At 66.4% G+C, this 6,662-nt stretch carries 6 protein-coding genes; 2 read left to right on the top strand and 4 right to left on the bottom strand.

All coding sequences use genetic code 11. From position 1 onward, the window contains the following. Window positions 1–481, bottom strand: a 481-nt coding sequence (locus tag LRR16_RS23825; RefSeq protein WP_232207295.1) for an outer membrane protein assembly factor BamE, incomplete at its 3' end; no start/stop codon positions are given. A gap of 196 nt (window positions 482–677) precedes the next feature. On the opposite strand from LRR16_RS23825, the gene fur reads away from it, so the two are divergent. Continuing rightward, entirely contained in the window at window positions 678–1,109 is a 432-nt protein-coding gene (gene fur, locus LRR16_RS23820) for a ferric iron uptake transcriptional regulator (protein ID WP_023263964.1), read from the top strand. A gap of 99 nt (window positions 1,110–1,208) precedes the next feature. On the opposite strand, the gene LRR16_RS23815 is transcribed toward fur, so the two are convergent. The 3 genes from LRR16_RS23815 to tkt all read right to left on the bottom strand — a co-directional run bounded on the left by LRR16_RS23815 (window position 1,209) and on the right by tkt (window position 5,599). Next, complete coding sequence (locus LRR16_RS23815) at window positions 1,209–2,195, bottom strand: LysR family transcriptional regulator (protein WP_043438440.1); 987 nt, start codon at window positions 2,193–2,195, stop codon at window positions 1,209–1,211. Between the two features lie 275 nt (window positions 2,196–2,470). Further along, on the bottom strand, window positions 2,471–3,481 hold the full coding sequence (gene gap / locus LRR16_RS23810) for a type I glyceraldehyde-3-phosphate dehydrogenase (RefSeq protein ID WP_006579985.1): 1,011 nt from the start codon (window positions 3,479–3,481) through the stop codon (window positions 2,471–2,473). Between the two features lie 87 nt (window positions 3,482–3,568). Continuing rightward, window positions 3,569–5,599 carry a transketolase gene (gene tkt / locus LRR16_RS23805; RefSeq protein WP_232207294.1) on the bottom strand — a complete coding sequence of 677 codons (2,031 nt, stop codon included), beginning with the start codon at window positions 5,597–5,599 and terminating at the stop codon, window positions 3,569–3,571. A gap of 166 nt (window positions 5,600–5,765) precedes the next feature. Between tkt and LRR16_RS23800 the strand changes: the two genes are divergently transcribed. Beyond that, a complete protein-coding gene (locus tag LRR16_RS23800; RefSeq protein ID WP_232207293.1) occupies window positions 5,766–6,575 on the top strand; it encodes a spermidine synthase in 810 nt (269 codons plus the stop codon). Window positions 6,576–6,662 lie beyond the last annotated feature (87 nt).

Below are 6,662 nucleotides of genomic sequence, written 5' to 3'. Positions count from 1 at the left end.
GCTCGGCCGGCGCGGCGGCCTGCTGCGGCGCCGGCTTGGCGCCCTTCGCGTCCGGCGCGCGCTTCATGCCGTCGATCTCGGCGATCAGTTCGTATTCCGACGGCAGTTCATCGCCGCCGAAGCGGACCAGACGATCGTTGTCGAAGAACACGGTGAAGCGGCGCTGCTGCACCACCTGCGTATTGCCGCGCTTGAACGAGAACACATAGTCCCAGCGATTGGCGTGGAACACGTCGGTCAGCAGCGGCGTGCCGAGCAGGAACTGCACCTGGTCGCGGGTCATACCCTCGCGCAACTGCGCGGCGGCTTCGCGCGAGACGAAGTTGCCCTGGACGATATTGATCCGGTACGGCGTGATCGCGTTGGCGATCTTGCGGGAAGTGCTGTCGTAGGTCGAGCAGGCGGCGGAGGCCAGCGTGATGGCTGCCAGAAGCGTGGTCAGCAGCGCCGGGCGCAGGGCGGATGTTCGAATGGAATCCATGTAACTCGCAGTTCTCGCTACCGAAGGAAGGGAAAGTGCCGGTCGGTGGGCATGGGCCGCGTGTCCGCGCGGACACGCGCTCGCCGCCGCGTGAAGGGATCAGCGCATTGCCAGCACCGGCGGCGCCGGGCGACTTTTGCCGGCAAAACCCTTATGATTCAACAATCCAGACATTGTACTCTAGGGAGTCACGCCCATGCCGAGTCCGGCGGAACTCAAAAATATCGGCCTGAAAGCAACCGTGCCGCGGCTGAAGATCCTCGAAATCTTCCAGACCAGCGAGCAGCGCCATCTGAGCGCGGAAGACGTCTATCGCATCCTGCTCAACGAGCATATGGATATCGGGCTGGCCACCGTCTATCGCGTGCTGACCCAGTTCGAACAAGCCGGCCTGCTGTCGCGCAACAACTTCGAATCGGGCAAGGCCATCTTCGAACTGAACGAAGGCAAGCACCACGATCACCTGGTCTGTCTCGATTGCGGCCGCGTCGAGGAATTCTTCGACGGCGAGATCGAACAACGCCAGCAAAGCATCGCGCGCGAGCGTGGCTTCGCGCTGCAGGAGCATGCGCTGTCGCTGTACGGCAATTGCACCAAGACCGCTTGCCCGCATCGGCCCAAGCGCTGATGCACGGTGCCGCGTGCGAGGAGGCACGCGGCGGCAACAAAAAAACCGGCGCCAGGCGCCGGTTTTTTGTTGTGCAGCGGTGCCGCGCACCAGATCTGCCTAGACCTGCTCGCGCTCGATCTCGGCCATGCGCTGGGGCAGCCCGGGCACCGGCACGCCGACAAATTCGGCCACGACCTGGCGGAACAGTCCGCGCGCCCAGACCAGCATCGGATGGGTGTTGCGGCTGCGGTGCCAGAACATGTTCAGGCCGAGCGTGGTCTGGATTTCGGCCGGCAGCGGGAACGCGTTCAGGCCGTAGCTTTCGCAGGCGACGTCCTTGGTCAGCGCGTTGACGGTGAAGATCATGTCGGTCTGCGCGGCCAGTTCGGCCTGGGCGCGCCACGAGTGCACGGTCAGCGCCGCATTGCGCTTCAGGCCGCGCTGCTGCAGCGCGTAGTCCAGCGGAATCAGCGAAGGTGCCGGGCGCCCGGTGCCGCCCGCCGAGGCCATGAAGATATGGCCGCACTCGAGATAGTGGTCCAGCGTGCAGGCTGTCTGCAGCAACGGGTGCCCCTTGCGCGCGCAAACCCACAGGTTCAGCGCGGCGACGGTTTCCTCGACGATCTCCGGGTGGCCGGTCGGCAGCGCGCTGAACGCCAAATCCAGCTCGTTGGCGCGCATCGAGGCCACATCGGCCTCCCACGAATGGGATTCGACCAGACGGATATGCAGTTCGGGAGCCAGCTGCGCCAGGCGCAACACGAAGCGGTTGAACACCGTATCGCCGAGTTCGGCGGCAAAGCCGATATGCAGCGTGCCGGACGCGACCGCGGGATCGAAGTTATCGACGTCGCCCTCGTTGATCGAGGACCACAGGTCCAGCATCTCGCGGATCTTCGGTCCGAGTTCGAGCGCGCGCGGCGTCGGCGTCAGGCCATGCGGGACGCGGATGAACAGCGGGTCGTCGAAGATCTCGCGCAGCCGGCCCAGCGAGTGCGATACCGCTGGCGCCGTCATGTGCATCTTCTCGGCGACATAGGTCGCGTTCCGCTTGCTGAGCAACTCGGTGAAGATCACGAGCAGCTTGGTGTCAACGTTCACCATGATCACGCCCAGTTCAGGTTTGATACGCGTGGCCAGGCGAGCGCACGCGAGGACACTAAGGCTAGTGTAAGATCAAATCGCCACTTCGGGGAAGCGAAAACGTCATTTTTACTCGCCCGGGAACCCCTCCGTAGCGGGGTTCTTGTGTCGTATTTACCATATTTTACAGTCCGTGCGTGGGCTGGCGCACACAGGCCATAAAAAACGGCGCCACATGGGCGCCGCTTCCGAGTCCCCGCCAAAGCGGTGACGTCGGCCATTGACCATACGCTGATTTACTTGGCGTTCATCAGCGCCACGGTGGTATCGAGCATCCGGTTGGAGAAGCCCCACTCGTTGTCGTACCAGCTCGACACCTTGACCAGATTGCCGGACACCTTGGTCAGCGTCGCGTCGAAGGTCGACGAGGCCGGGTTGTGGTTGAAGTCGACCGACACCAGCGGTGCGGTGTTGTAGTCAAGGATGCCCTTGAGCTCGCCTTCCGACGCGGCCTTCAGGATCGCGTTGACTTCATCGACGGTGGTCTCGCGCGCGGCGACGAACGACAGGTCGACCAGCGACACGTTGATGGTCGGCACGCGGATCGCGAAGCCGTCCAGCTTGCCGTTCAGTTCCGGCATCACGAGGCCAACCGCGGCGGCGGCGCCGGTCTTGGTCGGGATCATCGACTGGGTGGCCGAACGCGCGCGGCGCAGGTCCTCGTGATAGACGTCGGTCAGCACCTGGTCGTTGGTATAGGCGTGCACCGTGGTCATCAGGCCGGTCACCACGCCCAGCTTCTCGTGCAGCGGCTTGACCAGCGGGGCCAGGCAGTTGGTGGTGCACGAGGCGTTCGAGATCACGGTGTCCGAGGCCTTCAGCACGTTGTGGTTGACGCCGTAGACGATGGTCGCGTCGACGTCCTTGCCGCCCGGCGCCGAGATGATGACCTTCTTCGCGCCGCCGGCCAGGTGAGCCGAGGCCTTTTCCTTGGAGGTGAAGAAGCCGGTGCACTCCATCACCACGTCGACGCCCAGCTCTCCCCACGGCAGTTCGGCCGGATTGCGGTTGGCCAGCACCCGGATCTTGTCGCCGTTGACGACCATGTAGTCGCCCTCGACCGACACGGTGCCCGGGAACTTGCCATGGGCGGTGTCGTACTGCGTCAGGTGGGCGTTGGTCTTGGCATCGCCGAGGTCGTTGATCGCGACGATCTCGATGTCATGCTTCTTGCCGCCTTCGTAGTGGGCGCGCAGCACGTTGCGGCCGATACGGCCATAGCCGTTGATGGCAACCTTGATAGTCATGGTACGTCTCCTGAACGGGAAGTAGAAAAAGCTGCGGGCGCCCGGGCCGGCGACGGCAGCGCCGCCGCGCCCGCACGTCCCGGAAAGTCAGATCACGCTCTTGACGGTGTTCGCCACGTTCTCGACGGTGAACCCGAAGTGCTTGAACAATACGCCAGCCGGCGCCGATTCGCCGAAGGTGTCGATGCCCACCACCGCCTGCACCTGGTACTTCCACCAGAAGTCGGTGACGCCGGCCTCGACCGCCACGCGGGGTACGCCCGCGGGCAGCACCGTCGACTTGTATGCCGCATCCTGCTTGTCGAACACAGTCGTCGAGGGCACAGACACGACGCGCACACGGATGCCTTCGGCGGCCAGCTGGTCGGCCGCGCCGACCGCCAGGCCCACTTCCGAGCCGGTCGCGACGATCACCGCATCGGGCAGGCCGGTGCGCGGGTTGACGTTGTCGCGCAGCACGTAGCCGCCGCGCGCGATGTTGGCGCGGGTGGCATCGTCACGCTTCTGGAACGGCAGGTTCTGGCGGCTGAAGATCAGGCAGCTCGGACCGTTCTCGCGGCGGATCGCCTCGGCCCACGCCACCGCGGTTTCGGTGGTATCGGCGGTGCGCCAGACGTCCATGTTCGGGATCAGGCGCAGGCTGGCGACGTGCTCGATCGACTGGTGGGTCGGGCCGTCCTCGCCCAGGCCGATCGAATCGTGCGTGAACACGAACAGCGTGCGGATCTTCATCAGCGCCGCCATGCGCAGCGCATTGCGGCTGTAGTCGGAGAACGTCAGGAAGGTGCCGCCGTAGGGGATGTAGCCGCCATGCAGCGTGATGCCGTTCATGATCGCGCTCATGCCGAACTCGCGCACACCATAGTTGATGTGGTTGCCCCAGGCATCGACGCGTACCGCCTTGCTGCCCGACCAGTTGGTCAGGTTCGAGCCGGTCAGGTCGGCCGAGCCGCCGAGCAGTTCGGGCAGCACCGGCGCCAGCGCCTCGATCGCGTTCTGGCTGGCCTTGCGGGTGGCGATGGTCTCGGCCTTTTCCTCGCACTTGGCCAGATAGGCCTGCACCGCGGCGTCGAACGCGCCGGGCAACTCGCCGCGCATGCGGCGCTCGAACTCGCCGGCTTCGTACGGATAACGCTCCGAATAGCCCTCGAACAGCGCGGCCCAGGCCTTCTCCAGCGCGGCGCCATTGGCCTTGGCGTCCCACGCCGCATAGACCTCTTCCGGCAATTCGAACGGGGCGTGGCTCCAGCCCAGCGCCTCGCGCGTCGCCAGGATCTCGGCGCCGCCCAGCGGGGCGCCGTGCACGTCGTGGCCGCCCTGCTTGTTCGGCGAACCCTTGCCGATCACGGTGCGGCAGCAGATCAGCGTCGGCTTGTCGCTGGCCTTGGCCTGGGCGATGGCGGCGTCGATCGCGTTGACGTCATGGCCATCGATCGCGCGGATCACGTTCCAGCCATAGGCCTCGAAGCGCTTCGGGGTGTCGTCGGAGAACCAGTGCTCGACGTCGCCATCGATCGAGATGCCGTTGTCGTCCCACAGCGCGATCAGCTTGTTCAGCTGCAGCGTGCCGGCCAGCGAGCAGGCCTCGTGGCTGATGCCCTCCATCAGGCAGCCGTCGCCGAGGAAGACATAGGTGTAGTGGTTGACGATGTCGAAGCCGGGACGGTTGAACTCCTCGCCCAGCAGCCGCTCGGCCAGCGCCATGCCGACCGCGTTGGTGATGCCCTGGCCCAGCGGGCCGGTGGTGGTCTCGACGCCCGGCGTGATGCCGTATTCCGGATGCCCCGCGGTCTTGCTGTGCAGCTGGCGGAAGTTCTTCAGCTCCTCGATCGGCAGCTCGTAGCCGGTCAGATGCAGCAGCGCGTACAGCAGCATCGAGCCGTGGCCGTTGGACAGCACGAAGCGGTCGCGGTCGGCCCACTTCGGATTGACCGGGTTATGCTTCAGATGACGGCTCCACAACGCGACGGCGATATCGGCCATGCCCATCGGCATGCCCGGATGGCCCGAATTGGCCTGCTGGACGGCGTCCATCGCCAGGACGCGGATCGCATTGGCCATCAGCGACGCGGGCTGGCTGGCATAGGGGCTGGTGGCTGGGTGTGCGAGGTGAGACATGCGGCGGGAAATTGGCGGCGGGAAAAGCGCGATTTTACCAGAAGGAGGCGACGTTTCCGGTACGGCGGCGGCCCCGACGGCGCCTTCCGAGGCCGGCCTCGAATGGCGTGAATGGCTATCCAGAGGCGTCGGCTCCACACTGGCCGACGTCATCCCGCGCGCCTCGGTGCGCTCGCCCCATCAGCACATCGAGATAGGCGAGCATCCGCTGTTCGGCCGCGTGTTCCGGCTCGATGGCCGCATCATGAGCGCGGAAGCCGACGCGTTCATCCAGCATGAGGTAATGGTCCACCCGATGGCCGTAGCCCATGGCGCCGCCGCCAGCGCGCTGGTGATCGGCGGCGGCGACGGCGGCTCGGCGCGCGAACTGCTGCGGCTGCCGGGAATGCGCGAGGTCGTGATCGCCGAGCTCGATGCCGAGGTCGTGCAGCTGGCGCGGCGCTGGCTGCCGGGCATCCACCACGGCGCCTTCGACGATCCGCGCGTGACGCTCGAGGTCGGCGACGGACTCGCCGTGATGGAGGCGCTGCGCGATGCCGGCCGCCGCTTCGACCTGGTGGTGTTCGACCTGACCGACGCCGACGATGGCAGCCCCGCCACGGCGTTGTTCAGCGCGCGCGGCCTGCAGGCGGCGCGCGACTGCCTGGCACCGGGCGGGGCGATGTCGCTGCATCTGGGGCCGCCCTTCCACCGCCCGGACACGGCGCAGCTGCTGTGGCGGCGGCTGCGCGACCATTTCCGGCTGGTACAGCCGATGACGGTGGCGATTCCCGTCTATGGCGCGCTGTGGGCGATCGCGGTGGCCAGCGACACGCTCGACGTGCGGGCCGCCGACCCTGCCATGCTGGCCGCCCGGCTCGCCGACTGGCGGCTCGACGGCGCGCTGCGCTGCTATCACGCCGGCCTGCATGCGGCGCTGTTCGCGCTGCCGCGCCACCTGCAATCGCTGTTCGACGGCGGCGCCACATCGACGTGATATGCTCGGCTGACCGCTCCACCGGGGGGACTTGCGGCAAGGCAGGCGCGGCGCTCGTCCGGCGTTCGCTTCGCGCGCGATACCCGC

Origin of the sequence: Cupriavidus sp. UGS-1 (genome assembly GCF_021213615.1) — a bacterium.
Classification (GTDB): domain Bacteria; phylum Pseudomonadota; class Gammaproteobacteria; order Burkholderiales; family Burkholderiaceae; genus Cupriavidus.
The sequence above is the reverse complement of the archived record's forward strand: the minus strand, read 5'-3'. Positions and strand labels throughout refer to the sequence as shown.

What these genes read in the sequence shown, in the direction of transcription:
- fur (WP_023263964.1), top strand. Translation starts at nt 678, where the DNA reads ATGCCGAGTCCGGCGGAACTCAAAAATATCGGCCTGAAAGCAACCGTG.
- LRR16_RS23815 (WP_043438440.1), bottom strand. Translation starts at nt 2,195, where the DNA reads ATGGTGAACGTTGACACCAAGCTGCTCGTGATCTTCACCGAGTTGCTC.
- gap (WP_006579985.1), bottom strand. Translation starts at nt 3,481, where the DNA reads ATGACTATCAAGGTTGCCATCAACGGCTATGGCCGTATCGGCCGCAAC.
- tkt (WP_232207294.1), bottom strand. Translation starts at nt 5,599, where the DNA reads ATGTCTCACCTCGCACACCCAGCCACCAGCCCCTATGCCAGCCAGCCC.